The sequence below is a fragment of the Mesorhizobium sp. P3_A8 genome (genome assembly GCF_056402995.1).
In genome coordinates, this window is the sequence record NZ_JBFUGI010000053.1 from 1 (window position 1) to 544 (window position 544).

Annotated in this window: 1 pseudogene; it reads left to right on the forward strand. The window is 60.8% G+C overall.

Annotated elements, in window-relative coordinates:
* Nucleotides 1–359: 359 nt before the first annotated feature.
* Nucleotides 360–544: pseudogene (locus AC1DX4_RS35115) on the forward strand (IS5/IS1182 family transposase); the annotation flags it as partial.

Here is a 544-nt window from a genome sequence, read left to right on the forward strand (position 1 = left end):
GTCCTGAACCGTTTGCGCTACCATCTCCTCGGTCCCTTCCTTGTGTGCGGGGGCTTGCCCCTTGCAACTGTTCGGGTTCACAAAAGAAGGCGGTCGGGCCCCAGCTCATCCACGGTTTAGGCCACCTGAGGGGCGACGGGCTCTCGACCACCGCCACGGATCAGGCAAGCACCTGGTCCGTGGCACCCTCAACAATGCACGATTCCAAACACACAAGGGGTGTTCCAGCGAAGTGAGGCGTTGGTGTTCCCTGGAGCACCCCTCATCCGTCGCCTTCGGCGACACCTTCTCCCACAGGGGGACTGTTGCGTAATTCGGTGGTTGTGATTCTCTGAGATTGACGCTCGGAGGGAATCACGATGGCAGTGAAGCAGACGGGTCAGTTGAGCTTGGCGGAAGCCTTTCTGGGCGGCAAGTTGGCAGGCGGTTCTTCGCCACTCGATCGATTGTCAGGTCTGGTGAAGTGGGACCGCTTCGAGAAGCTACTCAACCCGCTGCGCGATGGTGGACCGGGTCGGGCTGCCTGGCCACCGTTGGTCCTGTT